Source organism: Streptomyces sp. G-G2, from assembly GCF_030063135.1.
In the GTDB taxonomy this organism is placed as follows: Bacteria; Actinomycetota; Actinomycetes; order Streptomycetales; family Streptomycetaceae; genus Streptomyces.
In genome coordinates this window covers 68914-95204 of sequence record NZ_JASISO010000019.1, presented here as the reverse complement: position 1 = coordinate 95204, position 26291 = coordinate 68914, and the positions used below count along the sequence as shown (strand labels likewise).

Annotated in this window: 26 protein-coding genes and 1 tRNA gene; 8 read left to right on the top strand and 19 right to left on the bottom strand. The window is 70.8% G+C overall.

Annotated elements, in window-relative coordinates; genetic code table 11:
• Positions 1-213: 213 nt before the first annotated feature.
• The 6 genes from pyrE to QMF80_RS17165 form a co-directional block, all read right to left on the bottom strand.
• Positions 214-753, bottom strand: coding sequence for an orotate phosphoribosyltransferase (gene pyrE / locus QMF80_RS17190; protein ID WP_283454163.1), 540 nt, complete (start codon positions 751-753; stop codon positions 214-216).
• A 10-nt stretch (positions 754-763) separates the two neighbouring features.
• Positions 764-1591, bottom strand: a complete 828-nt coding sequence (locus QMF80_RS17185) for an aldose epimerase family protein (RefSeq protein ID WP_283454161.1) — start codon at positions 1589-1591, stop codon at positions 764-766.
• Between the two features lie 69 nt (positions 1592-1660).
• Positions 1661-2599, bottom strand: coding sequence for an SRPBCC domain-containing protein (locus tag QMF80_RS17180; RefSeq protein ID WP_283454160.1), 939 nt, complete (start codon positions 2597-2599; stop codon positions 1661-1663).
• Between the two features lie 71 nt (positions 2600-2670).
• A complete protein-coding gene (locus tag QMF80_RS17175) occupies positions 2671-4320 on the bottom strand; it encodes a polyamine aminopropyltransferase (RefSeq protein ID WP_283454159.1) in 1650 nt (549 codons plus the stop codon).
• Between the two features lie 242 nt (positions 4321-4562).
• Positions 4563-5084, bottom strand: a complete 522-nt coding sequence (locus tag QMF80_RS17170; RefSeq protein WP_283454157.1) for a DUF2617 family protein — start codon at positions 5082-5084, stop codon at positions 4563-4565.
• Between the two features lie 330 nt (positions 5085-5414).
• Positions 5415-5582 (bottom strand): hypothetical protein, encoded by a 168-nt coding sequence (locus tag QMF80_RS17165; RefSeq protein ID WP_283454155.1) that lies wholly within the window; start codon positions 5580-5582, stop codon positions 5415-5417.
• Between the two features lie 243 nt (positions 5583-5825).
• Between QMF80_RS17165 and QMF80_RS17160 the strand changes: the two genes are divergently transcribed.
• A complete protein-coding gene (locus QMF80_RS17160) occupies positions 5826-7025 on the top strand; it encodes a pyridoxal phosphate-dependent aminotransferase (RefSeq protein WP_283454153.1) in 1200 nt (399 codons plus the stop codon).
• Between the two features lie 62 nt (positions 7026-7087).
• Here QMF80_RS17160 and QMF80_RS17155 read toward each other — a convergent pair whose 3' ends face one another.
• Complete coding sequence (locus tag QMF80_RS17155; RefSeq protein ID WP_283454151.1) at positions 7088-7510, bottom strand: DUF3224 domain-containing protein; 423 nt, start codon at positions 7508-7510, stop codon at positions 7088-7090.
• Between the two features lie 67 nt (positions 7511-7577).
• Between QMF80_RS17155 and QMF80_RS17150 the strand changes: the two genes are divergently transcribed.
• Complete coding sequence (locus QMF80_RS17150) at positions 7578-8738, top strand: mannosyltransferase family protein (protein WP_283454149.1); 1161 nt, start codon at positions 7578-7580, stop codon at positions 8736-8738.
• An 18-nt stretch (positions 8739-8756) separates the two neighbouring features.
• On the opposite strand, the gene QMF80_RS17145 is transcribed toward QMF80_RS17150, so the two are convergent.
• Together QMF80_RS17145 and clpB are read right to left on the bottom strand one after the other, a co-directional pair.
• Positions 8757-9350: a type III secretion system chaperone family protein gene (locus tag QMF80_RS17145; protein ID WP_283454147.1), complete on the bottom strand. Its 594-nt coding sequence runs from the start codon at positions 9348-9350 to the stop codon at positions 8757-8759.
• A 149-nt stretch (positions 9351-9499) separates the two neighbouring features.
• The gene (clpB, locus tag QMF80_RS17140) at positions 9500-12085 is read right to left on the bottom strand and encodes an ATP-dependent chaperone ClpB (RefSeq protein WP_283454145.1); all 2586 of its coding nucleotides are present in this window, start codon (positions 12083-12085) and stop codon (positions 9500-9502) included.
• Between the two features lie 91 nt (positions 12086-12176).
• On the opposite strand from clpB, the gene QMF80_RS17135 reads away from it, so the two are divergent.
• Entirely contained in the window at positions 12177-12581 is a 405-nt protein-coding gene (locus tag QMF80_RS17135; RefSeq protein WP_283454143.1) for a pyridoxamine 5'-phosphate oxidase family protein, read from the top strand.
• A 167-nt stretch (positions 12582-12748) separates the two neighbouring features.
• On the opposite strand, the gene QMF80_RS17130 is transcribed toward QMF80_RS17135, so the two are convergent.
• Both QMF80_RS17130 and QMF80_RS17125 read right to left on the bottom strand, forming a co-directional pair.
• A complete protein-coding gene (locus QMF80_RS17130) occupies positions 12749-13063 on the bottom strand; it encodes a Rieske (2Fe-2S) protein (RefSeq protein WP_283454141.1) in 315 nt (104 codons plus the stop codon).
• Positions 13063-13332 carry a hypothetical protein gene (locus QMF80_RS17125; protein ID WP_283454138.1) on the bottom strand — a complete coding sequence of 90 codons (270 nt, stop codon included), beginning with the start codon at positions 13330-13332 and terminating at the stop codon, positions 13063-13065. Before QMF80_RS17125 ends, QMF80_RS17130 begins: the two co-directional genes overlap by 1 nt.
• Positions 13333-13434: 102 nt before the next feature.
• Between QMF80_RS17125 and QMF80_RS17120 the strand changes: the two genes are divergently transcribed.
• Positions 13435-14517: a helix-turn-helix transcriptional regulator gene (locus tag QMF80_RS17120; protein WP_283454136.1), complete on the top strand. Its 1083-nt coding sequence runs from the start codon at positions 13435-13437 to the stop codon at positions 14515-14517.
• A 96-nt stretch (positions 14518-14613) separates the two neighbouring features.
• On the opposite strand, the gene QMF80_RS17115 is transcribed toward QMF80_RS17120, so the two are convergent.
• The 4 genes from QMF80_RS17115 to dnaK are packed head-to-tail and all read right to left on the bottom strand — an operon-like array spanning position 14614 to position 18828.
• The gene (locus QMF80_RS17115; RefSeq protein ID WP_283454134.1) at positions 14614-15060 is read right to left on the bottom strand and encodes a heat shock protein transcriptional repressor HspR; all 447 of its coding nucleotides are present in this window, start codon (positions 15058-15060) and stop codon (positions 14614-14616) included.
• Position 15061: 1 nt separating this feature from the next.
• Positions 15062-16267 (bottom strand): molecular chaperone DnaJ, encoded by a 1206-nt coding sequence (gene dnaJ, locus QMF80_RS17110; RefSeq protein WP_283454132.1) that lies wholly within the window; start codon positions 16265-16267, stop codon positions 15062-15064.
• A gap of 33 nt (positions 16268-16300) precedes the next feature.
• The gene (gene grpE / locus QMF80_RS17105) at positions 16301-16978 is read right to left on the bottom strand and encodes a nucleotide exchange factor GrpE (RefSeq protein ID WP_283454130.1); all 678 of its coding nucleotides are present in this window, start codon (positions 16976-16978) and stop codon (positions 16301-16303) included.
• A complete protein-coding gene (gene dnaK / locus QMF80_RS17100; RefSeq protein ID WP_283454128.1) occupies positions 16978-18828 on the bottom strand; it encodes a molecular chaperone DnaK in 1851 nt (616 codons plus the stop codon). Before dnaK ends, grpE begins: the two co-directional genes overlap by 1 nt.
• 271 nt (positions 18829-19099) lie before the next feature.
• Between dnaK and QMF80_RS17095 the strand changes: the two genes are divergently transcribed.
• Both QMF80_RS17095 and QMF80_RS17090 read left to right on the top strand, forming a co-directional pair.
• On the top strand, positions 19100-19702 hold the full coding sequence (locus QMF80_RS17095; protein ID WP_283454126.1) for a sugar transferase: 603 nt from the start codon (positions 19100-19102) through the stop codon (positions 19700-19702).
• A 129-nt stretch (positions 19703-19831) separates the two neighbouring features.
• On the top strand, positions 19832-22081 hold the full coding sequence (locus QMF80_RS17090) for a (Fe-S)-binding protein (protein WP_283454124.1): 2250 nt from the start codon (positions 19832-19834) through the stop codon (positions 22079-22081).
• A gap of 79 nt (positions 22082-22160) precedes the next feature.
• Here QMF80_RS17090 and QMF80_RS17085 read toward each other — a convergent pair whose 3' ends face one another.
• Positions 22161-23258 carry a hypothetical protein gene (locus QMF80_RS17085; protein WP_283454122.1) on the bottom strand — a complete coding sequence of 366 codons (1098 nt, stop codon included), beginning with the start codon at positions 23256-23258 and terminating at the stop codon, positions 22161-22163.
• Positions 23259-23495: 237 nt separating this feature from the next.
• Between QMF80_RS17085 and QMF80_RS17080 the strand changes: the two genes are divergently transcribed.
• Positions 23496-24455: a Yip1 family protein gene (locus QMF80_RS17080; RefSeq protein ID WP_283454120.1), complete on the top strand. Its 960-nt coding sequence runs from the start codon at positions 23496-23498 to the stop codon at positions 24453-24455.
• Between the two features lie 79 nt (positions 24456-24534).
• Here the strand turns inward: QMF80_RS17080 and QMF80_RS17075 are convergent, their stop codons facing one another.
• The 3 genes from QMF80_RS17075 to QMF80_RS38070 form a co-directional block, all read right to left on the bottom strand.
• Positions 24535-25032 (bottom strand): phosphoribosyltransferase, encoded by a 498-nt coding sequence (locus QMF80_RS17075; protein ID WP_283454118.1) that lies wholly within the window; start codon positions 25030-25032, stop codon positions 24535-24537.
• Positions 25029-25616 (bottom strand): dCTP deaminase, encoded by a 588-nt coding sequence (gene dcd / locus QMF80_RS17070; protein WP_283454117.1) that lies wholly within the window; start codon positions 25614-25616, stop codon positions 25029-25031. Before dcd ends, QMF80_RS17075 begins: the two co-directional genes overlap by 4 nt.
• A gap of 64 nt (positions 25617-25680) precedes the next feature.
• A complete protein-coding gene (locus tag QMF80_RS38070; RefSeq protein ID WP_349372215.1) occupies positions 25681-25890 on the bottom strand; it encodes a hypothetical protein in 210 nt (69 codons plus the stop codon).
• Positions 25891-26080: 190 nt separating this feature from the next.
• Here QMF80_RS38070 and QMF80_RS17065 point away from each other — a divergent pair.
• Positions 26081-26151, top strand: a tRNA-Gly gene (locus QMF80_RS17065).
• Positions 26152-26291: the final 140 nt, after the last annotated feature.

The following is a 26291-nucleotide window of genomic DNA, read 5'->3' as shown; positions in this document are numbered from 1 at the left end:
GGGCGGAGTGTTTCACGTGAAACACTCCGCCCGGCCGGAAAGACGCAGGTCAGGACCTCTCCAGCGAGGGACGGGGACCTAAGTCACCAGTTCCCGGCGGGCCCGTTCCCGCGGGAGCCGGTCCTCCGGGGCCCGACATCGAGCACCTGAGGCAGGCGTCCGGCGTCCGGCGTCGGGCGTCCGGCGTCCCGCACCCGGCACCGGCGTCAGGCGTCAGGAGAGGCCGAGGTCCCCGAGGCGGTAGCCGGTCAGGTAGTCCAGGCCGGCCGCGGCGATGGCGTCGGCGGCGCCCCGGTCCACGATCGTGGCGACGGCCACGACCTCGCCACCGGCCTCACGGACCGCCTCGACGGCGGTCAGCGGGGAGCCGCCGGTGGTCGAGGTGTCCTCGACCACCAGGCAGCGACGGCCCTTCACCTCGGTGCCCTCGATGCGGCGCTGCATGCCGTGGGCCTTCTGCGCCTTGCGCACGACGAAGGCGTCCAGACGCTGACCGCGCGCGGCGGAGGCGTGCAGCATCGAGGTCGCCACCGGGTCGGCGCCCAGGGTCAGACCGCCCACGCAGTCGAAGTCGAGGCCGGCGGTGAGGTCGAGCATGACCTGGCCGACCAGCGGGGCCGCCTCGCCGTCGAGGGTGATCCGGCGGAGATCGATGTAGTAGTCCGCCTCCCGCCCGGAGGAAAGCGTCACCTTGCCGTGCACCACGGCCTTGTCCTTGATCTGCTGGAGCAGCTCACCACGTACGTCACTCATGCCCATGAGCTTAGAGGGCGGGCCGGGAGCCGGACGCCTGGAGACGGCGCCACGTCCAGGTGGTGGACAGCTCCAGCGGGTCGATGGGGGTGACCAGGCGGGGCTGGGTGTTCAGGCCGTTGGGCGGGCCGGACTGCGGCTCGACGCAGACGGTGTCCTCGGGCTGGTCGTAGACGACCACCCACTCGGCCCGGCTCGTCAGCCGCAGCTCCAGGGCGCCGGGCCAGGTGAGGGTGACGTCGACTCCGTACGGCATGCCGAAGCAGTCGTCCCAGGGGCCGGGCAGCGGGGTGACGCGGCGGCCGGTGGGGAGGTAGTCCTCGCCGCGCTCCTCCTGCCAGGCGGGCTCGAAGGCGATCCGTACGTCCTCCCCGACCCCGAGGTTGCGGCGGAACCAGGGGTGCCAGCCGACCTGGGCCGGGAAGGAGTCGCCGTACGTCTCCACGCCCATGGCCAGGGTCACGGACTCCGCGCCGAGGGCGAAGGTCTGGGTCACCCGGCCCTGGAACGGCCACGGTTCGGCGAGGTCGTAGGTGAAGGCCGCCTCCTCCACGCCCTCCGTTTCGGGCACGCCGGTCACGGCGGGAATCCAGGCAGCGTGCCGGCCGAAGCCGTGGATGGCGTGGGGCGGGTGGTTCAGGGGCATCTGGTAGAGCACGCCACCGTCCCGGAATCGGCCGTCCCCCAGCCGGCCGCACCACGGGACCATCGGGAAGGAGCCGAAGTCCTCGCCCTGGCGCAGCAGTTCCAGCCCGTCGACGCGCAGACTGCTGATCCGGCAGCCGTTCTCCTGGTCGACGGTCAGTTCGGCGCCACCGGCGCTCAGTCGCGTACTCATGCCCCGACCCTAAGGGCTGTCCCGTGAGCCCAGGGGCCGTCCTGCGATCCGCGGCGGGTCAGCGGCCGGTCAGCGGCGCCGGCGCAGGGCCCGGCCGACGACGACCGCCGAGGCGAGGGCGAGGGCGGCGGCGGGGGCGAGCCAGCGCAAGTTGAGGGCCTGGACCCCGCCTTCGGGCGCGGGGACGGGCGCGTAACGGCCGCGCGGGGGCGCGTGGTCGACCTCCTCGGCGCTGCGGCCGATCATGGTGCGCCGGGCGTGGGCGGCCTCGGCGGGCGGGCGCGGGGTGTCCCCGAGGTCACCGAACTCGCCGAACTCCCGTTCGGCGAAGGGGTCCAGCGAAGGCGGGGGGACCTCGGCGTCGAAGAGGCTCGCGCTCACCTCGATGATCTCGGGCCCGGTGGGGCCGTCCTCCCCGGACGCGTCCTGCTCACCGGCTACGTCCTGCTCGCCGGGTACGTCCTGCTCGCCGAGCGCGTCCTGCTGCCCGGGCGCGCCGTTCGGCTGCCCGGGGGCGCCTCGCTCCGCGCCGGGCGCGTCCTGCCCCCCGGGCGCGTCCGGCTCCACGGCGGCCGGTGCCGTGATGGTGGTCGCCAGGTTCGCGCAGGCCCGGTCCAGCAGGCGGCGCACCGCCGTCACCGTCGCCCCGGCCGGGAACGCCGCGGCGCGCCCGTCGGCCCCGCCCCCGGCGGTGAAGTCCAGCAGGGTGCCGCCGTCCCGCGGGGTCAGCCGCAGCGCGAGGGTGACCTTCACGGAACCGGTGCCCCGGACCTCCGCGCCCTCGGCCCCGGCCTCGAAGACGTCCTCGTCCCGCTCGGTGACGGTCAGCGCGCCCCGGTAGGTGACGGTGCTGCCGCCGACCCGGAGTTTCAGCCGCCCGGACAGCGGGCCGGAGGCCTCGTCGGCGTCCTGCTGGAAGCCGGGCACGCACCGGGCCAGGCGGGCGGGGTCCCGCAGCACCCCTCGCAGGTCGGCTGTCGGTACCGGAACGAACACCTGATGCTCCATGGCGCCGAGCCTACTCACGGCGCGGGCCCGTCGGAGGGTTTCGCGCCCTACTCCGCGCCCTGCTGCGCGCCTTACGAGGAGTCGGCGTAGCGCGGGTGCGGGAGGGTCGAGGGAGGCAGGCCGCGCATCCGGGCCCGTTCGGCGTCGCGGGCCGCGTCCTGGAGGGCTCCGGTGGACAGGGACCGCAGCACCGGCGCGTCGCGCTCGACGCGCAGCTCCGGGACCGCTTCCCGGGCGGACAGGACGAAGCCCCAGTCCTGCGGCGGGGTGGCCGCGCCGCCCGCGGTGCGGTCCGGGCCCGCCGCGAACCCGGTGAGCCGCCCGCCCGCGCTGTACGGCGCGGTGCGCAGGCCCGCGGCGCGCAGGGTGGTCTCGACGGTCCAGTACGTCCGGGGGCGGCTGGTGAACGGGCCCGCGTGCACCGCGAGCCGCCCGCCGGGCCGCAGCGCCCGCGCGGCCAGCCCGTAGAACTCCTGGGAGTACAGCTTGGTGCTGGGGGTGATCCCGGGGTCGGGGAGGTCGGACAGGATGACGTCGTACCCTCCGGCCGCGGCGGGTCCGCGCAGCCAGTGGAAGGCGTCCGCCGTCACGACCCCGATCCGCGGGTCGGCGTACACGTGGTCGTTGAGCTGGGACAGCATCGGATCGGTGCGGGCCAGCCGGACCACTCCGGGGTCGAGTTCGACCACGGTGAGGGACTCGACGTCCGGGTAGCGCAGCACCTCGCGCGCGGCCAGTCCGTCGCCGCCGCCGAGGACGAGCACCCGGGTGTGCGGACCCGCCATCGCGGGGTGCACGAGTGCCTCGTGGTAGCGGTACTCGTCGTAGCCGCTGACCCGCAGCCGCCCGTCGAGGTACAGGTCCAGGGAGCGCGGGGAGCCGGTGGGCGGCCCGGTGACGATCAGTTCCTGTACGTCGGTCTGTACGGCGACCCGGACCTCGTCGCCGTAGACGGCGCGCCGGGCCACCCGTTCGAAGTCCCCGGCCAGCACGGTTGCCGCGGCGAGGACGAGCAGGACGCTCACGTTCGCGGCCAGCAGCAGCCAGCGGCCGCGGCGGCTCAGGTCGCGGCGGAACAGCCACAGGACGAGCGTCCCGCCCGCGACCGCGTTGACGGTGCCGGTGAGCATCGCGCCCGTGAGCTGGCCGAGCATCGGCAGCAGCAGGAACGGGAAGGCCAGTCCGCCGACGAGCGCGCCGACGTAGTCGGCGGCGAAGAGGTCGGCGACGGCGCCGCCCGCGTCCTGCCGCCGGACCCGCTGGATGAGGGTCATCAGCAGCGGGATCTCGGCTCCTATCAGCACGCCGATGGCGAGGGAGAAGCCGACGAGGGCCGGTCTGGACTCGCCGAACCAGGCGAAGCTCGCGTACAGCGCCATGGCGGAGAGCCCGCCGACCAGCGCGAGCAGCGCCTCGATGACGCCGAAGCCGAGCGCGGGGCGCTCGCGCAGGCGTTTGGCGAGCAGGGAGCCGACGCCCATGGCGAAGACCATGACGGAGAGCACCACGGACGCCTGGGTGACGGAGTCACCGATCAGGTAGGAGCCGAGGGCGAGCAATTCCAGTTCGTACACGAGCCCGCAGGCGGCGCAGACGAAGACGGTGGCCAGGACGAGGAGCCGGCCGGTCCGGGGCCGCACGGGCAGGGTGGCCGGGACGGTGTCCCTGCCCCTCGGCGCCACTGCCGGAAGCACTCCGCCGGGGGCGGAACGGTCGATCATGAAGCGAACCGTACGTCACGGCCTGCCCGCACCCAGTCACCCACATGGGTGCAAGTGGCGCACCGTTCCAGCCAGTTGGCGTAACCGCGCGGCAATGAGGAAACGATCGTGCGCCGGTCTGCGCGGCCGCCCGGCGCGAGCCGCGAACGGCGACGAGGACACCCCCGCGGGCGTCGGCGGCCGCATGCCCCCGGCGGACCGCGCGGGCCCGGCGCACCGGCGCCCCCACGCTCCCCGGCGGCCTACAGCACGGGCACCGCCATCCGCACGCCCACCCGGGTCCGGGTCGCGACCAGCTGTCCTTCCTGCGGGTACGCGTGCCAGGTGCGCCAGCGCACCTGCCCCTCGTCGCGCTGCGCGAGCAGGGCGGTGAAGGCGTGCGGACTGCCCGGGAAGGTTCCGGCCAGCCCGTTCGGGTGATCCGCGACCAGAGCGAGCAATTCCTGCGCCCGTCCCGCGAAGGACCCCTGCGAAAGGGTCTCGACCCGTGCGGCGAACTCGTACTCCCAGTCACCCACCCGTTTGGCCACTCCGAGGGGCAGGGGGGTGCTGCTGCCGGGCATGCAGGCGACCGTTTCCGAGCAGAGCACGTCACCCTCCTCCAGCAGCACCTGATGGGAGGCTCCGAGCAGGCGCAACTCGACTTTCGCGCTCGCCAGTTCGAGGTGCAGTACGGCCAGGGCGGGCAGCCGCTCCCGACCCAGGGCCCAGGCGAGGTCGGCGGCACGCGTGTCGGTGTAAGTGGTCTGGAGGGTCGTGAGCATGAGTCGGCTCCGCAAACGCGCGAGGGGAGAGGGGCCGGAGCCCGCCAGCGGTAATCAACGGGTGGGGGGTCACCGGCTCTGGTCCACAGGAAGTCCAGCGAGGTCCGAGGACTGGTCTACTCAACCGAGGGAATCATGAAAGGCACGGCACTCACAGCGCTTTTACCCAACTTGACGGGGTTTACATCCCCCCGGGGGCTACACAGTTCAGGTGTTCAACCAGGAGCCTCCCGAGGCGGTCCTACAAGCGGTTCAACCAGCGCTTCAACGGAAACCCACCCGACGCAAAGCACTCCCGCCGGGCACCTTCCGCGCGCATATACCGCTCACCTAACCCACCTCCAGGGTCAGCTCCCGCCGCACCCTCCGCCACCGCAGGAGGACGATCCGCAGGAACTGCTCGAACACGACGAGTGCGACGAGCAGGACGAGTGCGAGGAGTGGTGCGAGGAGTGCGACGAGGACGACCCCCCGTCCGACCCCCCGTCCCCCACCCACCAGCTGCCGGACCCGGACGACGAGCCGGAGGAGCCCCGGCCCCCGCCCCGCGCCAGGAACCAGAAGAAACCGATCAGCAATACCGCCACACCGATGAAAAAGGCCAGGAACATGGTCCTCGACCCCCTTCTGTTACGCCCGGTCCCCCGGGGGCGCGGGATCCCCTCGTCCCGCGTGCCGGGGTGATTCCCGCGTCCCGTTCCGGCCAAAGCACACTTGAGCAACTCCAGAGGTTGACCAAGGATGGGCCCCATGAGCGCACCCGCGGGCGGCAGCCGCCCCCTCCTGAACCGCCGTCTCGCCTCGTTCGGCACCACGATCTTCGCGGAGATGTCCGCCCTGGCGACGAGCACGGGATCGATCAACCTCGGCCAGGGGTTCCCCGACACCGACGGTCCGGCCGAGATCGCCGAGGCGGCCTCCCGCGCGGTGCTCTCCGGCCGCGGCAACCAGTACCCGCCCGGTCCCGGCGTCCCCGAACTGCGCGCCGCGATCGCCCGCCACCAGCAGCGCTTCTACGGGTTGTCCTACGACCCCGACAGCGAGATCCTGGTCACCGCCGGTGCGACGGAGGCCATCGCCGCCGCCCTCCTCGCCCTCCTCGAACCGGGCGACGAGGTCATCGCCCTCGAACCCTTCTACGACTCCTACGCCGCCTGCATCGCCATGGCGGGCGCCACCCGCGTCCCGGTGACCCTGCGCCCGCACGCCGGAGCCTTCGCCCTCGACCTCGACGAACTGCGCGCCGCCGTCACCCCGCGCACCCGGCTGCTGCTCCTGAACACCCCGCACAACCCCACGGGCACGGTGCTGACCCCGGCCGAACTCGCCGAGATCGCCGCCCTCGCCGTCGAACACGACCTGCTCGTGGTCACCGACGAGGTGTACGAGCACCTGGTGTTCGAGGGCGCCCACACCCCGCTGGCCTCGCTGCCCGGCATGCGCGAGCGCACGGTCACCATCTCCTCCGCGGGCAAGACCTTCTCGTTCACGGGCTGGAAGGTCGGCTGGGTCACGGCGCCGCCCGAGCTGGTCGGCGCGGTCCGCTCGGCCAAGCAGTTCCTGACGTACGTCGCCTCGGGCCCGTTCCAGTACGCGATCGCCGAGGCCCTGGACCTGCCGGACAGCTACTACGACGGCTTCCGCGCCGACATGGCCCGCAAGCGCGACATCCTCTCCACCGGCCTGACGGCGGCGGGCTTCGAGGTCTACGCCCCGGCGGGCACGTACTTCATCACCACCGACATCGCCGGCTTCGGGGAGCGCGACGGCCTGGACTTCTGCCGTCGGCTCCCCGCCCTGTGCGGGGTCGTCGCCATCCCCAACCAGGTCTTCTACGACGACAAGTCCGCGGGCGCCACCCAGGTCCGCTTCGCCTTCTGCAAGAAGGACGCCGTCCTCCAGGAGGCCGCCACCCGCCTCGGCCGCCTCTCCCGGCGCTGAACCGGGGCCGCGCCCCACGGGGAGCGGGCGCGGCCGCCGGGGGCCGCGCCCTGCACCTGGTCCTACACCTGGTCCTCCACCTCGTAGTCGAACCAGACCCGGTGGGTGCCGTCCGGGTCCACCGTCAGGCCGCCCGAGCCCGTGATTCCGGCGAGGGCGGCGGTGCCACTGCCGGGGACGATCAGGAAGAACTCCGCCTCGCGGGACGGACCACCGGTGGTGGTCGCCGAGTGCGCGAAGTTGAAGGTGCCCGCGCGGCCGTCGAGCGCGCCCTCGAAGGACTCCATCGCCACGTACGTGCCCACGCTCTTCGCCTGGTCGAACGCGTAGCTGAAGAGGGTGGCCGACGTCCCGGTCAGACCGGCCCCCTCGTAGTGTTTCTCCATGGTGGCCACGCCCACCGGGAGCCCGGTTTCCACCGGGGGTTCCGGGGCGAGCGGTGCCGGGGTGAAACTGACCACCTTGAACGTGCCCGAAGCTCTCATCCGACGAGCGTACGCAGGGGCACTGACACGCACGCGTACGCAGGCTGCAGCCGGAGAGCCGGGGGACATGAGTACGGGCACGCGCACGGTGACGGCTTCGGCGCGTCCGGGAACGGCGGGCCTGTCGGCCGGGGCGACCGCGCTGGCGGTGTTCGCCGTCGTCCGCGGCGGCGGGGTGCTCCTGATCGCCCTCGGGGCGTGGTGGGCGGGCAAGGACCCGGTCGCCGTGCTCGGCACCTCCTGGGACTCCGGCTGGTACATCGCGATCACCGAGCACGGCTACGGGCGCAGCCTGGCGTGGCCCGCCACCGGGTCCGTACAGAGCGATCTGGCCTTCTTCCCGCTCTACCCCTCGCTGATGCGGCTCACGTGCGTCCTGCTGCCCGTGGGGGCCGCCGGAGCCGGGCTCCTGGTGGCCTGGTCGGCGGCCGCCGCGGCCGCCGTCGGGGTGTACCGGGTCGGCGAGCGGGTCGCCGGGAAGCGGGCCGGGGTGCTGCTGGTGGCGCTGTGGGGGGTCCAGCCGCACGCCGTGGTGTTCACCACCGGGTACACGGAGTCGCTGCTGGCCGCGCTGGCCGCCTGGTCGCTGTACGCGCTGCTGCGCGAGCGGTGGTTGTGGGCGGCGGGCCTGGCGATACTCGCCGGGCTGACCCGGCCGACCGGCATCGCGGTGGCCGCGGCGGTGTCGGTGACCGCCCTGTACGCGCTGGTGGCGCGCGGGGAACACCGCCGGGCCGAGGTGTGGGCGGCCGGGCTGCTGGCTCCGGCGGGCTGGGCGGCGTACCTGCTGGCCGTGGGGTGGCGGCGCCGCGATCCGCTGGGCGGCTACTTCGCCGTCCAGGACGCCTGGGGCTCGCGCTTCGACTTCGGGGCCGGGGCGGTGCGCGCGGCCTCGCGGGTGCTGACCGGGCAGGGCTCGCCGAACTCCGCGATGACGCTGGCCGTCCTGGCGCTGGCGGTGGGCCTCGCGGTGCTGCTGGCGCTGGACCGGGCACCGCTGCCGCTGCTCGTGTACACCGCCGTCCTGCTGGTGATCACCCTCGGCGGGGCGGGGTTCTTCGACTCCAAGCCGCGGTTCCTGCTGCCCGCGTTCCCGCTGCTGCTGCCGCTCGCGGCCGCGATGGCGAGAGCCCGGCCGCGGACCGCGGTCGTGGCGACCGGGGCCCTGGCCGGGCTCTCGTACCTCTACGGGACGTATCTGATGCTGATCTCGCACGTCCCGCTCTAAGGCGTTCGGCGGGGCGACTCAGTTCTTGGAGTCGTCGTCGCCTTCGGCGCCTTCGGCGCCCTCGGCGCTGTCCTTCTTCTCGGACTTGCCGGCGTCGGCGGACTTGTCCGCCGAGTCGACGTCCTTCTCCAGGCCGAACTGCTCCAGGAGCCACTTGTCGAACTCGATGGACGCGCGGACCCAGCTGACCGTGGAGGACACGAAGTGCTCCAGCGAGACGCCGGTGCCGATCAGCATCTGCGCCTCACCGATCAGACGGACCGAGCCGTCGTCGTGGGTGTGGCTGTAGACCTTGGGCCACAGGGTGCGGCGGTTCCAGTCGTCGATGGCCTCGAGGAGCTGGTGCTTCTCCTCGATGGCGTGCGGGCGGTCGTAGAACGTCCGCACCGAGAAGACCTGCTGCTCGTCTTCACCGCGGAACATGAAGTACGTGCGGAAGTCCTCCCACGGCGCCGCGAGGTCACCCTCGTCGTCGACGACGTACTTCAGCTCCATCTGCTCCAGGAGCTGCTTGACCAGATCCTGGTCGGGGACGACGGGGCCCGCCGGTCCTGTGGCCTGCGGTTCGGGCTGACCCCCGAAGTTCGGAATCGAGGCCGGGTCGATGCTCACCGTGTACTTCCCTTCGTGCGGATACCTTCATCCTCTCCCATCGCGCCCACCCCGTGTCCACCCCCGCACCCACGATCCGCTCCGGGCGGACACGTATAAGAGCTGGTTAAAGGGGATGCGCGGCGGTGCCTGCCCGAAGGCCGGCACCGCTACAGGGCCTTGCCCACCAGCAGGTCCTCGCCCGCGACGTCCACGCGTACCGTGTCGCCGTCCTTGACCTCGCCCGCCAGGATCTCCCGGGCCAGGCGGTCACCGATCGCCGTCTGGATCAGCCGCCGCAGCGGGCGCGCGCCGTACGCCGGGTCGTTGCCCTTGTCCGCCAGCCAGGCCAGCGCCTCCGGCGTCACGTCCAGGCTCAGCCGGCGCTCCGCGAGCCGGGCGGCCAGGCGGCCGATCTGGAGCTCGGCGATGTGCGCCAGCTCGGCCCGGTCCAGCGCGGAGAAGACCACCAGGTCGTCGAGCCGGTTGATGAACTCCGGCTTGAAACTCGCCCGGACCGCGTCCAGGACCCGCTCCTTCTTCACCTCCGCCGAGGTCGAGGGATCCATCAGGTGCTGGCTGCCCAGGTTCGAGGTCAGGACCAGGATGGTGTTGCGGAAGTCCACCGTCCGCCCCTGCCCGTCCGTGAGCCGCCCGTCGTCCAGGACCTGGAGCAGGACGTCGAAGACCTCCGGGTGCGCCTTCTCCACCTCGTCGAGCAGCACCACGCTGTACGGGCGCCTGCGGACGGCCTCGGTGAGCTGGCCGCCCTCCTCGTACCCGACGTACCCGGGGGGCGCCCCGACCAGCCGGGCCACGCTGTGCTTCTCCCCGTACTCCGACATGTCGATGCGGATCATGGCCCGCTCGTCGTCGAACAGGAAGTCCGCCAGGGCCTTCGCCAGCTCGGTCTTGCCCACACCCGTCGGGCCCAGGAACAGGAACGAGCCCGTCGGCCGGTCCGGGTCCGCGATCCCGGCGCGGGTGCGGCGTACGGCGTCCGAGACGGCCCCTACGGCCTCCTGCTGGCCGATCAGCCGCCGCCCGAGCTCCTCCTCCATCCGCAGCAGCTTCTGCGTCTCACCCTCCAGCAGGCGCCCCGCGGGGATGCCGGTCCACGCGCCCACCACGTCCGCGATGTCGTCCGGGCCGACCTCGTCCTTGACCATCGTGTCCAGCGAGACCTCCGCCTCCGCCTCGGTGGCTTCCGCCAGCTCCCGCTCCAGGGCCGGGATCTCCCCGTACAGCAGCTGGGAGGCCGAGTCGAAGTCACCGTCGCGCTGGGCGCGCTCCGCCTGCCCGCGCAGGTCGTCGAGGCGCTCCTTCAGCTCACCGACCCGGTTCAGGGACCGCTTCTCCTTCTCCCAGCGGGCGGTCAGCCCGCGCAGCTCCTCGTCCTTGTCGGCGAGGTCCCTGCGCAGCCGCTCCAGCCGCTCCAGCGAGGCCGGGTCGGACTCGTTCTTCAGCGCCAGCTCCTCCATCCGCAGCCGGTCCACCGCGCGCTGGAGCTCGTCGATCTCCAGCGGGGAGGAGTCGATCTCCATGCGGAGCCGGGACGCGGCCTCGTCAACCAGGTCGATGGCCTTGTCCGGGAGGAAGCGGGAGGTGATGTACCGGTCGGACAGGGTCGCGGCCGCCACCAGCGCGCTGTCGTTGATGACCACCTTGTGGTGGGCCTCGTACCGCCCCTTGAGCCCGCGCAGGATCGCGATCGTGTCCTCGACGGACGGCTCCGCGACCAGCACCTGCTGGAAGCGGCGCTCCAGCGCCGGGTCCTTCTCGATCCGCTCGCGGTACTCGTCCAGGGTCGTGGCGCCGACCATCCGCAGCTCGCCGCGGGCCAGCATCGGCTTGAGCATGTTGCCCGCGTCCATCGCGGAGTCGCCGCCCGCGCCCGCGCCGACGACCGTGTGCAGCTCGTCGATGAAGGTGATGATCTGACCGTCGCTGGCCTTGATCTCCGCGAGGACGGTCTTGAGCCGTTCCTCGAACTCACCGCGGTACTTCGCCCCGGCCACCATCGCGCCGAGGTCGAGCGAGACCAGCCGCTTGTTCTTCAGGGATTCCGGTACGTCGCCCTTCACGATCCGCTGGGCCAGCCCCTCGACCACGGCGGTCTTGCCCACGCCCGGCTCGCCGATCAGCACCGGGTTGTTCTTCGTACGCCGCGAGAGCACCTGCACCACGCGGCGGATCTCCTGGTCCCGGCCGATCACCGGGTCGAGCTTGCCCTCACGCGCCGCGGCCGTGAAGTCGGTGCCGAACTTCTCCAGGGCCTTGTACTGGCCCTCGGGGTCGGGGGAGGTCACCCGCCGCCCTCCTCTTGAGGTCTCGAATGCGGACAGCAGCTTCTTCGCGGTCGCGCCCTGCGCGGAAAGGACCTCGCCCGCCGCGCCGCCCTTGGCGGCGACGGCGATGAGGAGGTGCTCGGTGGAGAGGTACTCGTCGCCGAGCCGCCCGGCCTCCCGGTCGGCCTCGGCCAGTACGGCGAGCAGGTCGCGGCTGGGCTGCGGGGGCGCGACGGTGGATCCGGTGACGCTGGGCAGCGCGGCGAGCAGGCGCTCGGCGCCCGCTCGTACGACGGCCTGGTCGGCTTCGGCGGCGGCGAGCAGATCGGTGACGTTCTCGTTGTCCTCGCCCGTGAGCAGTGCCAGCAGCAGGTGGGCGGGGGTCAGGTCGGCGTGGCCGTCCTTGACCGCCCGGCTGGTGGCGGCGTTCAGGGCGGCCCGGCTCTTGTTGGTCAGCTCGGCGTCCACGTACAGCCCCTCTCCGTTCCTTCTTTGCCATGGGAAGCGTGCACAAAGTTGAGTCTATTCCACTCAAGGGCAAGCTCGTACGCTTCGGCGCATGTCCCATGACGTACTCAACCCGACGGCCGACTACCTCGCCTTCTGGCGGGAACGGCACATCTGCACGCTGACCACCCCGCGCCCCGACGGAACGCCGCACGTCGTGCCGGTGGGCGTGACCTACGACCCGGAGGCCGGGGTGGCCCGGGTGATCTGCAACAAGCACAGCCGCAAGGTCCGCAACATCGCGGCGGCCGGGCCCGAGGGGGCCAGGGTCGCGGTGTGCCAGATGGCGGGGCGCCGCTGGGCGACCCTCGAAGGGCGCGGGCGGATCGTCGACGACGAGGCGTCGGTCGCCGACGCGGTGGCGCGTTACGCGGAGCGGTACGGACGCGTCCCGTCGCCCAATCCGGACCGGGTCGTCCTGGAGATCACGCTCGACCGCGCGATGGGGCGCGCCTGAGCGGGCGAGGTGACACGGCGCGAGTGATTTTTTCGGGCCATTTCCGGGAGGTTTCCGGTTCAAGCACTGGACGGGCGCAGCACAACGGCGCCATCGTGTTCAGGTTCACGATGGCGCCGTTGTGTGGGGGAAGCGCCTGAGCGATCTGCGACGACGGGGGAATCGCTTCAGGCACTGCGGGGGGTGGCGGTGGTGATATCGGGTTCGAAGAGCTGGTGGTCGCGCTGATCCAGATTGACGAAGACCATTCCGTACCGCACCTCGCAGCGGACAGGCTGCGGCGCACCCCGCGGGCGGCGCAGACAGCGGTAGGCACGGACGTCCTCGTCCTCCTCGCGCACGACGACGATCGGCTGGCCGAACAGGGTGACCATCAACGAATCGCCAGTGTGGGGGATGGCCGTGACGAGGTCGATGAACTGCCAGCCGGACCGGTACGCGGAAGCCATTTCGCGACGGAAGTCGCGGTCGTCGGGGGTCATCAGGACACCGTCGTCTCAGGAAGCACGGTCCAGCCGGTGTCGTCCTTCACGCCGTTGGACGAGTTGGTCCAGCCCGTGTCGCCCTTCACCGCGGTCGGGCCGCCGGTCCAGCCGGTGTCGAACGTTGATCCTGCCGGCGCACTGGTCCAGCCTGTGTCATAGCTGGCCCTAGCGCTCCCCGCGTCAGTGTCGACGGCGCTGATTGCACCAAAAACCGCAACGGCGGAGAAAACAACGGCAAGCGCCGAGCGAAGCATTCTCTTGTACATGGTCGGCTTCGTCCTCACTTGATGGAATCCTCTCCCCCGCGTGTCCGACGATGGCTCATTCAGGCACGTCACTGCCACAGGGACGATGCATCATGTTCTTGCATGTTCAGGACCCTGGGGGGTGGAGATTTGCCCAGAAGCGGCACAAACGAGACACATCCCCACCCCGTCACGTCTCTGTGTGACGAGGGAGCACGGCTCTACGCGGCGGCGCTCAGCACGGGCCGCATCGCGAGGGGAGAAGTTGAAAACGCCCCCTGCCTGCTTGAATTCGCTCTTCTGCAGCCCGATCCGGACGACGCGAATCAACTGCGTCCGGTTCCCCCATCCGTCGCACTGGCCCAACGGCTCCACCCGATTGAACGTGAGATCCAGGACCGCCGTCGCAGCGCTGTAGATCTCACCGACGCTTTCGAGCCGTTCCTTACCATCAGTGCCCAGAGTCCCGCCAATACCCACGCCATCACCGTGCTGGAGGGGTTCGAGCGGATCAACGCCGCCCTGAACCTGGCGACCGCCGAGTGCCACACCGAAGTGCTGACGGTCCAGCCGGGCGGCGCCCGGCCCTCGCTCGCGCTGACCCAGGCGCTGGAGCGGGACGCGCCCCTGATCGACCGCGGGGTCAGCATACGGACCCTCTACCAGCACACCGCACGGCACAGCCAGGGCACGCTGGCCTACGTGGACCGGATCTCCGCGGGCAAGGTGGAGATCCGTACGCTGGAGGAGCTGATAGAGCGCCTCATCATCTTCGACCGCACGGTCGCCTTCATACCGGCGAGCGACGACCGGCGGGTGGCGCTGGAACTGCGGCACCCGGGCCTGGTCGAGTACCTCATCAAGGTGTTCGAGCAGCTCTGGCGGCGCGCTGTGCCCCTGCGCCAGGAAGTGACGTACCGGCACACCCCCGAGGGGATCTCGGGCGTCCAGCGGTCCATCGCGCAGCTTCTGGTGGAGGGGTACGTCGACGAGGCGATCGCCCGCAGGCTCGGCATGAACGTACGCACGGCCCGCGCGCACATCGCGAAGCTGGCCACCGTGCTGGGCAGCGGCAGCCGCGCCCAACTCGGCTACCTCATCGCCCAGTCGGGGATCCTGGACGGCCCCGGCAGCCTGCCGGGCGGCGGCGGACTGATCGCCGAACTGGGCCCGGACCCCGACCTGGACCCCGACCACCTCGTATGACGCGCGATGGCCCCGCCCGGAATCCGGGCGGGGCCATCGTGGCGTGCCTGCGTGCGTGCCCGCGTGCCTGCGTACGGGACGCGGGCGCGGGCGCCGTCAGTCCAGCGGGCGCTTCGGCCGCCACACGACCAGGGCGTTGCCCGGCTGCGGCGGCTGGTACGGGACCAGGTCGCGCCGGTACGACGCGTGCACCTGGGCCTCGCGCTGGCGCAGGACCGCCGCCGCCCCGTCCACAGCTGTGGACAGTTCGGCCACGCGCTGCTGGAGCGCGGCGACCTGGTTCTCCAGCTCGATGATCCGCTTGATGCCCGCCAGGTTGATGCCCTCGTCCTGGGACAGCGCCTGCACCGTGCGGAGCAGCTCGATGTCCCGGGCCGAATAGCGCCTGCCGCGCCCGGCCGTCCGGTCCGGGGAGACCAGACCGAGGCGGTCGTACTGGCGGAGGGTCTGCGGATGCAGCCCCGAGAGCTGGGCGGCCACCGAGATGACGTAGACCGGGGTCTCGTCGGTCAGCTGATAGGGATTGCGTCGGCGGCCGTCCATGTCATGCTCCCTTCGCGGACTCGAACAGGGTGGAGCGCGGGTCCTCGGAGGCCGTGGCGTCCCGGTAGGACTCCAGCGCCTCGCGTGCCTTGTCCGACAGCTCCGTCGGGACGGCCACCTCGACCGTCACCAGCAGATCGCCGCGGGTGCCGTCCTTGCGGACCGCGCCCTTGCCGCGGGCGCGCATCGTGCGCCCGTTGGGGGTGCCCGGCGGCAGCTTCAGCGTCACCGCGGGGCCGTTCAGGGTCGGCACCTTGATGTCGGCGCCCAGCGTCGCCTCGGCGAAGCTGACCGGCACGGTGACCGTGAGGTTGTCGTCCTTGCGCCCGAACACCGGGTGGCCGCCGACGTGGACGACGACGTACAGGTCGCCGCCCGGACCGCCGCGCTCGCCCGGGGCGCCCTTGCCGCGCAGCCGGATCCGCTGGCCGTCGGAGACGCCCGCCGGGATCCGGACCTGCATGGTGCGCGAGGAACGGGCCCTCCCGCTCCCCTTGCAGATGTCGCAGGGGGTCTCCGCGATCAGACCGCGACCCTTGCAGTCCGCACAGGGGTCGGTCAGCGAGAACCCGCCGCCGCTGCCGCGCGAGACCTGCCCGGTGCCGACACAGGTCGGGCACACCCGGGGGGTGCCGTTCTTGTCGCCGGTGCCCGAACACGCCTTGCAGGGAGCCTGGGAGGACATCCGCAGCGGCACCGTGGCCCCGTCCACCGCCTCCGTGAAGGAGAGGGTGACCTCGGACTCGATGTCCTGGCCGCGGCGCGGCTGGGTGCGGGTGCCCGCACCCGCGCCCGCGCCACCGCGGTTGAAGAGGCCGCCGAACACGTCGCCGAGGCCGCCGCCGAAGCCGCCGGCGCCCGCTCCGCCCGCGCCCTGGGTGCCACCGAAGAGGTCACCCAGGTCGAAGTTGGAGAAGCCGCCACTGCCACCAGGACCGGCGCGGCCCCCCTGGTTGAAGTACGCACCGTTCCCGAACAGCGCGCGGGCCTCGTCGTACTCCTTGCGCTTCTTCTGGTCACCGAGGATGTCGTGCGCCTCGGAGATCTCCTTGAAGCGCTCCTCGGCCGAGGAGTCACCCTTGTTGGCGTCCGGGTGGAACTCGCGGGCGAGCTTCCGGTACGCCTTCTTGATCTCGGCCTCGGTGGCGTCCTTCGGAACACCGAGGACCTTGTAGTAGTCCTTCTCGACGAAGTCCTTAGTGCTCATCCCCGGTGGCCCTCCTCTCGTGACGTGCTGACATCAGCCCTTGTCGGGCCCGTCCGAATCCGTACCCGGCTCCGCCGCGTCCTCGGACTTGGCCGGAGCGGCAGCGCCCGGCTGGGGCTCGGCCACCGCGACCCGCGCGGGACGGATCGTACGTTCGCCGATCCGGTACCCCGGCTGCAGGATCGCCACGCAGGTGTCCTCGGTGACGTCCGGCGCGTACGAGTGCATCAGCGCCTCGTGGATCGTCGGGTCGAAGGGCTCGCCCTCCTTGCCGAACTGCTGCAGGCCCATCTTGGCGGCGGCCGTCTCCAGGGACTCGGCCACCGACTTGAACCCGCCGAGCAGTTCGCCGTGTTCCCGCGCCCGGCCGATGTCGTCGAGCGTCGGGAGCAGCTCGGTCAGGAGGGACGCGACCGCGATCTCCTTGACCGCGATCCGGTCCCGCTCGACCCGGCGACGGTAGTTCTGGTACTCCGCCTGGAGCCGCTGGAGGTCCGCGGTGCGCTCACCGAGCGCGGTACGGGCCTGGTCCAGCTGGGCCAGCAGAGCGATTTCCTTGCCGAGGTCCTCGGCTGCTCCTGCGTCCCCGGCCGGGGCCGCCTTCTCCTCCTTGGAGGAGTCGGCGGCCTTCGGCTCGGCAGCGGCGTCGTCCGCCGTGTCGCCGGTGGGGACTTCGGGCTTCTCGTCGAAGCCCGGGGTCTCCTCCGACATCAGGCAGCGCCACCCTTCGGCTTCTCGTCGTCGACGATCTCGGCGTCGACGACGTCGTCGTCGGCCTTGGCCTGGTCCGCGTCACCGGTCGGCGCGCCACCGGCGGCCTGGGCGCCCTGGGCGTCGGCGTAGATCGCCTGGCCGAGCTTCTGGCTGACGGCGCCGAGCTTCTCGGTCGCGGTGCGGATCTCGGCGGTGTCCTCGCCCTTGAGCTTTTCCTTCAGCTCGGCGATGGACGCCTCGACCTCGGCCTTGACGTCGGCCGGGACCTTGTCCTCGTTGTCCTTGACGAACTTCTCCGTCTGGTAGACGAGCTGCTCGCCCTGGTTGCGGGACTCGGCCGCCTCCTTGCGGCGCAGGTCCTCGTCCGCGTACTGCTCCGCCTCCTGGCGCATGCGGTCGACCTCGTCCTTGCCGAGCGAGGAGCCGCCGGTGACGGTCATCTTCTGCTCCTTGCCCGTGCCGAGGTCCTTCGCGGTCACGTGCATGATGCCGTTCGCGTCGATGTCGAAGGAGACCTCGATCTGCGGGACGCCACGCGGGGCCGGGGGCAGGCCCGTCAGCTCGAACATGCCGAGCTTCTTGTTGTACGCCGCGATCTCGCGCTCGCCCTGGTAGACCTGGATCTGCACGGACGGCTGGTTGTCCTCGGCCGTCGTGAAGATCTCGGACCGCTTGGTCGGGATCGTGGTGTTGCGCTCGATCAGCTTGGTCATGATGCCGCCCTTGGTTTCGATACCGAGGGACAGCGGGGTCACGTCGAGGAGCAGTACGTCCTTGACCTCACCCTTGAGGACACCGGCCTGCAGGGTCGCGCCGATGGCGACGACCTCGTCCGGGTTGACGCCCTTGTTGGCGTCCTGGCCGCCGGTCAGTTCCTTGACCAGTTCGGCGACGGCGGGCATACGGGTCGAGCCGCCGACGAGGACCACGTGGTCGATCTCGGACAGGTTGATGCCCGCGTCCTTGATGACGTTGTTGAACGGCGCCTTGCAGCGCTCCAGCAGGTCCGCGGTCAGCTGCTGGAACTGGGCGCGCGTGAGCTTCTCGTCCAGGTGCAGCGGGCCCTCGGCGGACGCCGTGATGTAGGGCAGGTTGATCGAGGTCTCCGTGGAGGAGGACAGCTCGATCTTCGCCTTCTCGGCGGCCTCGCGCAGACGCTGCAGGGCCATCTTGTCCTTGGCGAGGTCGACGCCGTGGCCGTTCTGGAACTGCTTCACGAGGTACTCGACGACGCGCTGGTCCCAGTCGTCGCCACCGAGGTGGTTGTCACCGTTGGTGGCCTTGACCTCGACGACGCCGTCACCGATCTCCAGGAGCGACACGTCGAAGGTGCCGCCGCCGAGGTCGAAGACGAGAATGGTCTGGTCGTCCTTGTCGAGACCGTAGGCCAGGGCGGCGGCGGTCGGCTCGTTGACGATGCGCAGGACGTTCAGACCCGCGATCTCACCGGCTTCCTTCGTCGCCTGACGCTCGGAGTCGTTGAAGTAGGCCGGGACGGTGATGACCGCGTCCGTGACCTTCTCACCCAGGTAGGCCTCGGCGTCGCGCTTCAGCTTCTGCAGGATGAAGGCGCTCATCTGCTGCGGGTTGAAGTCCTTGCCGTCCAGGTTGATCTTCCAGTCGGTGCCCATGTGGCGCTTGACCGACCGGATGGTCCTGTCGACGTTGGTGACCGCCTGGCGCTTGGCCACTTCGCCGACGAGGACCTCGCCGTTCTTGGCGAAGGCGACGACGGACGGCGTGGTCCTGGCGCCCTCGGCGTTGGTGATGACGGTGGGCTCGCCGCCTTCTAGAACGCTGACGACCGAGTTGGTGGTGCCCAGGTCGATGCCGACCGCACGTGCCATTTTAATTCCTCCAGCAACACTGACTTGAGTGGAACAGACTCAAGGATGCCCCATCCCTCCCACGTCGTCAACAGACATGAGTCGAGCCCACTCAACTTTTAGCCTGCCCTTACGCTCAGCGGGGAGCATCTGACAGCCCCGCCGGCGATCGAGTCGCGGGGTCGTGGGCGGAGCCCCGGCAGGCGGCCCGCAGGGCCGAGCGGGGGACCCGGACGGCCCTGCCGCAGCGCGCCCCCCACCCCCCGCCGGAGGCGTACGGCACGGTGCCCCCATGCCGCCGCTCCCCCCGCGTCCCCCACTCCGGCTGCCCGCCGCCCCGCCCGCCAAGCGGGTCGCCGACCTCCTCGGCGCAACGATCCTGCTGGCCCTGCTCGCCGTACCGCTGGCCGCGCTCTGCGCGCTCCTGTACGCCGTCCCCCGCGCGGGCGTCTTCGTACGCGAGACCCGCGCCGGCCTCGCGGGCCGCCCCTTTCGCACCTGGCGCTTCCGCACGGAGGGCGGCGGCCGCGTCGGCGCCGCCCTGGACCGGTACGCCCTGGACGGCCTCCCACAGCTGCTGAACGTGCTCCGCGGCGAGATGTCCCTGGTCGGCCCGCGCCCCCTGGCCCGCGCGGAGCACCCCGAACGGCTGCTGGTGCGCCCGGGGATGACCGGCCTGTGGCAGGTCAGCGCGCGCTCGGACCTGCCCTGGGAGGAGATGGACCTGCTGGACCGTCACTACGTGGAGAACCACTGGCTCGGGATGGACCTGGCGATCCTCGCGCAGACCCCGCGCGCGGCCCTGCGTACGGGCGGACTCGCGAGCGGACTCGGGGCCGCGGCGGAGCCCGCGCCGGGGCCCGTACGGAAGGACGAACCGCAAAGGGTGGCCTGAGCGACACAGATCACCGCGCGCTCGGCTACATTGCGGCTCGGGGAATGGGTAACCTCAAGGCTTGACTGACTAAGTTACTGCTTAGTAAGTGCCCGAGTGCCCGCCCTGGCCCGCCCGAGGAGCCTTTCCATGCAACTCGCCGCGATCATCGTGTCGCTGGTCCTGACCGTGGTCGGCGTCGCGCTGCTCGCCCGAGCCGTGGCGCAGATCTACCGGTTCGTCCGGCTCGGCCAGCCGGTCCCGGCCGGCAGCCGTACCGACGACCCGAAGGCCCGAACCCTCACCCTGGTCCGGGAGTTCCTCGGCCACAGCAGGATGAACCGCTGGGGCATCGTCGGCTTCGCCCACTGGTTCGTGGCGATCGGCTTCCTGACCCTGCCGCCGACGCTGGCGCAGGCCTACGGCCAGCTGTTCCAGGCGGACTGGACGCTGCCGATCATCGGCGAGTTCCTGCCGTTCGAGCTGTACATCGAGTTCATCGGCGTGATGACGATCCTCGGCATCCTCGTGCTGATCGCCGTCCGGCTGCTCAGCCTGCCCTCGCGGGCCGGTCGCAAGTCGCGCTTCGCGGGCTCGAAGTCCTGGCAGGCGTACTTCGTCGAGTACGTCATCCTCACCATCGGCCTCGCGATCCTGACGCTGCGCGGCCTCGAGGGCGCGATCCACCACATCGACAGCTACGAGCCGGCGTACTTCCTCTCGTACCCGCTGGTGCTGGCCTTCAAGGGCCTCTCGGTCGGCACGCTGCAGACCCTCATCTACTTCACCGCGATGATCAAGATCGGCACCTCGCTGATCTGGATGATCGTGGTCGCGCTGAACACCAACATGGGTGTCGCCTGGCACCGCTTCCTCGGCTTCCCGAACATCTGGTTCAAGCGGAACGCCGACGGATCCACCGCCCTCGGCGCGCTCCAGCCGATGACGAGCGGTGGCAAGGTCATCGACTTCGAGGACCCGGGCGAGGACGACGTCTTCGGCGTCTCCCAGGTCGAGCAGTTCTCCTGGAAGGGCATCCTCGACTTCTCCACCTGCACCGAGTGCGGCCGCTGCCAGTCGCAGTGCCCGGCCTGGAACACGGGCAAGCCCCTGTCCCCGAAGCTCCTGATCATGTCGCTGCGCGACCACGCGCACGCCAAGGCCCCGTACCTGCTCGCGGGCGGCGGCAAGGACGCCGAGGGCAATGAGAAGGCGACACCGGAGCAGCTGGCGAACGTACCGGCGGCGGCGCTGGCGGAGGCGGAGCGTCCGCTCATCGGCACCGCCGAGGAGAACGGCGTCATCGACCCGGACGTGCTGTGGTCCTGCACCAGCTGCGGCGCGTGCGTGGAGCAGTGCCCGGTCGACATCGAGCACATCGACCACATCGTCGACATGCGGCGCTACCAGGTGATGATCGAGAGCGCGTTCCCGAGCGAGGCCGGGACGATGCTCAAGAACCTGGAGAAGAAGGGCAACCCCTGGGGGCTGGCCAAGAAGCAGCGCGTCGAGTGGACGAAGGAGGTCGACTTCGAGGTCCCGATCATCGGCAAGGACGCGGAGGACCTCTCGGAGTACGACTACCTGTACTGGGTCGGCTGCGCGGGCGCCCTGGAGGACCGGGCCAAGAAGACCACGAAGGCCTTCGCGGAGCTGCTGAACATCGCTGGCGTCAAGTTCGCGATCATGGGCGGCGACGAGAAGTGCACGGGTGACTCCCCGCGCCGCCTGGGCAACGAGCCGCTGTTCCAGCAGCTGGCCCAGGAGAACGTGGCCATGCTGAACATGGCCTTCGGCGAGGACGACGAGGACCCGGCGACGAAGAAGCCGAAGTCGGCGAAGCGGATCGTCTCGACCTGCCCGCACTGCTTCAACACCATCGCGAACGAGTACCCGCAGCTCGGCGGCGACTACGAGGTCATCCACCACACGCAGCTGCTCCAGCACCTGATCGACGAGGGCCGCCTCACCCCGGTGACCCCGGTGGACGGCCTGATCACGTACCACGACCCCTGCTACCTGGGCCGCCACAACAAGGTCTACACGCCGCCGCGCGAGATCATGTCGGCCGTCCCGGGCCTGCGCCAGCAGGAGATGCACCGCCACAAGGAGCGGGGCTTCTGCTGCGGCGCCGGTGGCGCGCGGATGTGGATGGAGGAGCGGATCGGCAAGCGCATCAACAACGAGCGCGTCGACGAGGCCCTGTCCCTGAACCCGGACATCATCTCGACCGCGTGCCCGTTCTGCCTGGTCATGCTGACCGACTCGGTCAACGGCAAGAAGAACGACGGACAGGCGAGGGAGTCGGTGCAGGTCGTCGACGTGGCGCAGCTGCTGCTGGACTCGGTACGGACGCCCGCGGAGCCGGAGTCGGAGCCGGAGCCGGCACCCGCTCAGTAGGAGGCAGGCACGGAAGCGGCCGGCACCCCTGGAAAGGGGAGCCGGCCGCTTCCGTATCTCCGTACGGGGTCAGCTCGGGTCAGCGCCGGCCGGTGCGGTTGCGGCGGAGCATCGCGAAGCCGAGGCCCGCGGCGCCGACCGCGGCCATGCCACCGCCCGCGGCGACCAGGGCCGGGGCGCCCGCGCCGGTCTTCTGGGCGACGCCCTCGGCGCCCGCCTCGACGCTGCCCTTGGGCACGACCCGGTCGGCCTCGTGGCGGACGGGCTTCTCGACCGGCTTGTCGGCCTTCTTCTTCTCGGTGTGCTGGTCGGCGCGCTTCTCGGTGCGCTTCTCGGCGGTGTACTTCTCGATGAGCTTGCCGCTGAAGTCGTAGACCCAGCTGCTGCCGCCGTTCTTGCCGTCGATGACGACGAACTTCACCCGGTTGCCGTCCTGGACCAGCTTGTACGTCCAGCCGTGGTGGACAGCGCCGGGGTTCTTGAGGTCGATGGCGCCGAGGAAGCGGCCCTTCGGCGTGAACAGCTCGACGCGCTTGCCGTGCGGGCCGTCGATCAGCTGCGCGGTCCGGCCGTCGGCCATGGTGACCGCGACGGAGGTCTCCTTGCGGGCCTCGTCCTTCGTCCCGTCCTTCTTCGGGCCCTTCTTCGGGTCGGGCTTGGGCTCGGGCTTCGGGTCGGGCTTCGGCGCGGTCTCGATCCAGGAGGTCACGGTGCCGCTCGGCTGGAGGACCACGCGCATGCCGTTGTTCTGGCCGTAGGCGGCCTCGCCGTTGCGGCTGACGAGGGTGTCCAGCGTGGTGGACCCGTCGAATATGTCGGCCTCGACGTGGTTGTCGTTGATCTTGTAGACCTTGGCGACCGAGCCGTCGGCGAGCCTGACCGTGGTGACGAACCCGCGCACGCTCCCCTTGTCCGCGTCCTTGCCCCTGTCCGCGTCCTTGCCCCTGTCCGCGTCCTTGCCCTTGCCCTCGCCCGGGTTCTTGCCCTGGTCCGGGTTCTTGCCCTGGTCCGGCGTCGGCGTCGGGTCGGTGACCGGCTGCACGATCCCGGGCTGGACCTGCGGGTCCGGGGTGGCCGGGGAGTCGGCGAAGGCGGCGCCCACGGGCAGGGCCAGTACGGCGGCCGCTCCAGCGGTGACGGCGGCGGCGCGGAGGGTGTTGCGACGGGTGCTACGCATGGATCGGCTCTTCCTCGTGAACTCGGTGGTGGCGACGCATCCGAAGCTACGGAGGACATATGTGCGTATGAGGTAGGGAACGTAACGAGAGCCCACAGAGTCCCCCACAGCCGTGTAAATCGGTCCGGGGGCTGGCCCTCGGGGGTTCCCCTAGGGGATGTCACAGGTCAGCCGCAAAGGCCCCCGGTTCCGGCCGCCCGCACACCGCCGACCGCCGGACCAGGTACGTTCGATCACGTGGCAGGATTCAGGATGGGACGCGGCCGGAACAACAACCGCGGTCCGCAACAACCCCCGCAGCAGCAACAGCCGTACGGGCAGCAGCAAGCGCCGCCGTACGGTCAGCCGTCCTATCCCCCGGCAGGGCCGCCGCCACCGCAGCAGCAGTGGCCGCTCCCGTCACCCGGGGGCCACGGCGAGCCGGAGTACTACGACCCGCACACGGGCGCCCCGAGCGGCCCGCCGTACGCGGGCGGGCACGGCGGCCCCGGCGGCCCCGGCGGCCCCGGTGGAGAGGGCGGGCAGGGCGGTTACGGCGGAGGTTCGTACGCGGACAACCCCGGGCACACGCAGGCCTTCGCCTACGGCGAGGACCCGTACAGCCAGGGCGCGACCTATCACGCGGGCGCGGCCCAGGCCCCGGCCGGGCCGACGGGTCCGCGGCTGAGGTGGAAGGAGCTGCTCCGGGGCATCGTCATGCAGCCCGGCCCGACCTTCCTGCGGATGCGCGACTACCCCGTATGGGGTCCGGCGCTGATCGTGACGTTCCTGTACGGCCTGCTCGCGGTTTTCGGCTTCGACAAGGCCCGCGAGGACGTCATCCACGCGACCCTCGCCAACGCCGTCCCGATCGTCCTCAGCTCGGCCGTGGCCTTCGTCATCTGCGGCCTGATCCTCGGCGCGGTCACCCACACCCTGGCCCGCCAGCTCGGCGGCGACGGCTCGTGGCAGCCCACGGTCGGCCTGTCGATGCTGGTCATGTCCATCACGGACGCCCCGCGGCTGCTCTTCGCCGTTTTCCTGGGCGGGGACAACCTCCTGGTCCAGGTCCTCGGCTGGGCCACCTGGGTGGCGGCGGGCGCCCTGTTCACCTCGATGGTCAGCAAGTCCCACGACCTGCCGTGGCAGAAGGCGCTCGGCGCGTCCGCGATCCAGCTGATCGCCCTGCTGTCGATCATCAAGCTGGGCACCCTGTAGCCCCGCTCCCGTTCATGACAGAGGGCCCGTACGCGGCGCGTACGGGCCCTCTGTCATGCGGAAACGACCCGCGGGTCGGTCAGGCGTCAAGAACCTGACCCTCCCGCTTCACGACGGGCGGCTCGACCGACCAGGGGAAGTTGATCCACTCGTCGGTCTTCTTCCACACGTACTCGCACTTCACGAGGGAGTGGGACTTCTCGTAGATGACCGCCGAGCGGACCTCGGCGACGTGGTCGACGCAGAAGTCGTGCACGAGCTTGAGCGTCTTGCCGGTGTCGGCGACGTCGTCGGCGATCAGCACCTTCTTGTTGGTGAAGTCGATCGCCTCGGGCACCGGCGCCAGCATGACCGGCATCTCCAGCGTCGTGCCCACCCCGGTGTAGAACTCCACGTTCACGAGGTGGATGTTCTTGCAGTCGAGCGCGTAGGCCAGCCCGCCCGCCACGAACACCCCGCCGCGGGCGATGCTCAGGATGACGTCGGGCTCGTAGCCGTCGTCGGCGATGGTCTGCGCCAGCTCGCGGACGGCCCGGCCGAACCGCTCGTAGTCGAGGTTCTCGCGTACTTCGCTCATGCCTGGTGCCTCACCTGGGTGCGGTGGAAGTTCTGGAAGGACCGCGAGGCCGTCGGTCCGCGCTGCCCCTGGTAGCGCGAGCCGTAGCGCTCGCTCCCGTACGGGAACTCGGCGGGCGTGCTGAGCCGGAACAGGCACAGCTGCCCGATCTTCATCCCGGGCCACAGCTTGATCGGCAGGGTGGCGAGGTTCGACAGTTCGAGCGTGACGTGCCCCGAGAACCCGGGGTCGATGAACCCGGCGGTCGAGTGCGTCACCAGCCCCAGGCGCCCCAGGCTGGACTTGCCTTCCAGCCTGGAGGCGATGTCGTCCGGAAGCGAGATGACCTCGTACGTCGAGGCGAGGACGAACTCGCCCGGGTGGAGGATGAACGCCTCGTCGCCGTCGGGTTCGACCATCCGGGTCAGATCCGGCTGCTCGGTGGCGGGGTCGATGTGAGCGTAACGGTGGTTCTCGAACACCCGGAAGAACCGGTCGAGCCGTACGTCGATGCTGGAGGGCTGCACCATCGAATCCTCGAACGGGTCGATGCGAACCCGTCCGCTGTCGATCTCGGCACGGATGTCTTTGTCGGAGAGAAGCACGCCCCGAGGATACGCAGAGCGCGCGGGCCACCCCCAATCGAGTGCGCCCGCGCGCGTCCGTCCGCTACCGCTTCAGCGAGCCCACGGGCACAGCGTGCCGCAGCCGCGCGCACCGCGGACACCGGATGAGCCGCCCGGGCCCGATCCGGGCCGCCCCGAGCTGCTGCATCGGGAACGAAGCGGTACTGAATACGTGCCCTTCGGCACAACGGACGACGGTGTGCTCCATCGAGTCCCTTTCCCCAACCAGCTGTACTGCGACGAATCGCCACATTAGGGGATCAACAAGACCCACTCCAGTCGCCGCTCCGCACCCCCACGGTACGCCCCAACTCCCGCCCCACAGCAGCCCGTACCCCCACCCTCCCGACCCCCCCACCACCCCGCCACCGGGCCGAATTCACCGACAAGCGATCATGGGGTAGAGTGTGCAACGATGCGGCACCAGACAATTGGCCCGCTGTGCGGATGTAGTTTAATGGTAGAACATGAGCTTCCCAAGCTTATAGCGCGGGTTCGATTCCCGTCATCCGCTCTTTAAAGAAGGCCCAGGTCAGCGACCTGGGCCTTCTTCGTTGTCTAGACCTCCTCAGGTGCCACGCGCCACCTCTGCACCACGTGCGCCTGTTGGCGGTTCTCGGCAGCCTTCTCGCATGCCGGACCGGAGCCGAAGTC

Coding starts and splice junctions, on each gene's coding strand:
- QMF80_RS17090 (WP_283454124.1), top strand. CDS start 19,832: ATGCAACTCGCCGCGATCATCGTGTCGCTGGTCCTGACCGTGGTCGGC.
- dnaJ (WP_283454132.1), bottom strand. CDS start 16,267: ATGAGCACTAAGGACTTCGTCGAGAAGGACTACTACAAGGTCCTCGGT.
- QMF80_RS17170 (WP_283454157.1), bottom strand. CDS start 5,084: ATGCTCACGACCCTCCAGACCACTTACACCGACACGCGTGCCGCCGAC.
- grpE (WP_283454130.1), bottom strand. CDS start 16,978: ATGTCGGAGGAGACCCCGGGCTTCGACGAGAAGCCCGAAGTCCCCACC.
- QMF80_RS17155 (WP_283454151.1), bottom strand. CDS start 7,510: ATGAGAGCTTCGGGCACGTTCAAGGTGGTCAGTTTCACCCCGGCACCG.
- QMF80_RS17095 (WP_283454126.1), top strand. CDS start 19,100: ATGCCGCCGCTCCCCCCGCGTCCCCCACTCCGGCTGCCCGCCGCCCCG.
- QMF80_RS17125 (WP_283454138.1), bottom strand. CDS start 13,332: ATGTACAAGAGAATGCTTCGCTCGGCGCTTGCCGTTGTTTTCTCCGCC.
- QMF80_RS17135 (WP_283454143.1), top strand. CDS start 12,177: ATGTCCCATGACGTACTCAACCCGACGGCCGACTACCTCGCCTTCTGG.
- QMF80_RS17175 (WP_283454159.1), bottom strand. CDS start 4,320: ATGATCGACCGTTCCGCCCCCGGCGGAGTGCTTCCGGCAGTGGCGCCG.
- QMF80_RS17120 (WP_283454136.1), top strand. CDS start 13,435: ATGTTCAGGACCCTGGGGGGTGGAGATTTGCCCAGAAGCGGCACAAAC.
- QMF80_RS17085 (WP_283454122.1), bottom strand. CDS start 23,258: ATGCGTAGCACCCGTCGCAACACCCTCCGCGCCGCCGCCGTCACCGCT.
- QMF80_RS17185 (WP_283454161.1), bottom strand. CDS start 1,591: ATGAGTACGCGACTGAGCGCCGGTGGCGCCGAACTGACCGTCGACCAG.
- QMF80_RS17180 (WP_283454160.1), bottom strand. CDS start 2,599: ATGGAGCATCAGGTGTTCGTTCCGGTACCGACAGCCGACCTGCGAGGG.
- dnaK (WP_283454128.1), bottom strand. CDS start 18,828: ATGGCACGTGCGGTCGGCATCGACCTGGGCACCACCAACTCGGTCGTC.
- QMF80_RS17150 (WP_283454149.1), top strand. CDS start 7,578: ATGAGTACGGGCACGCGCACGGTGACGGCTTCGGCGCGTCCGGGAACG.
- QMF80_RS38070 (WP_349372215.1), bottom strand. CDS start 25,890: ATGTGGCGATTCGTCGCAGTACAGCTGGTTGGGGAAAGGGACTCGATG.
- pyrE (WP_283454163.1), bottom strand. CDS start 753: ATGAGTGACGTACGTGGTGAGCTGCTCCAGCAGATCAAGGACAAGGCC.
- QMF80_RS17075 (WP_283454118.1), bottom strand. CDS start 25,032: ATGAGCGAAGTACGCGAGAACCTCGACTACGAGCGGTTCGGCCGGGCC.
- QMF80_RS17160 (WP_283454153.1), top strand. CDS start 5,826: ATGGGCCCCATGAGCGCACCCGCGGGCGGCAGCCGCCCCCTCCTGAAC.
- QMF80_RS17130 (WP_283454141.1), bottom strand. CDS start 13,063: ATGACCCCCGACGACCGCGACTTCCGTCGCGAAATGGCTTCCGCGTAC.
- QMF80_RS17115 (WP_283454134.1), bottom strand. CDS start 15,060: ATGGACGGCCGCCGACGCAATCCCTATCAGCTGACCGACGAGACCCCG.